Origin of the sequence: Paenarthrobacter nicotinovorans (assembly GCF_007670255.1) — a bacterium.
In the GTDB taxonomy this organism is placed as follows: Bacteria; Actinomycetota; Actinomycetes; order Actinomycetales; family Micrococcaceae; genus Arthrobacter; species Arthrobacter nicotinovorans_B.
This window is the reverse complement of sequence record NZ_SZVS01000039.1, coordinates 1-212: the sequence shown is the minus strand read 5'-3', so window position 1 is coordinate 212 and position 212 is coordinate 1. Positions and strand designations below refer to the sequence as shown.

General features: G+C 60.8%; 1 protein-coding gene. It reads left to right on the top strand.

Going from position 1 to position 212, the window contains the following annotated elements:
• Window positions 1–212: hypothetical protein (locus FDP28_RS20440; RefSeq protein ID WP_144663433.1), on the top strand; the 212-nt coding region annotated here is incomplete at both ends.

Sequence of the window (212 nt, the reverse complement as noted above, 5' to 3'; positions counted from 1 at the left end):
GGACACTCCCCCATCCTGGCCTCCACCAACCCCGCCGTGCGCACCTACGACCCCGCCTACGGCTACGAAATCGGCCATATCATCCGCCACGGCCTCGAAACCATGTACGGCGAGGACTCCGAGGATAAGAACGTGATGTTCTACCTCACCGTCTACAACGAACCCATCACCCAACCCGCCGAACCCGAAAACCTCGACACCAACGGACTCCT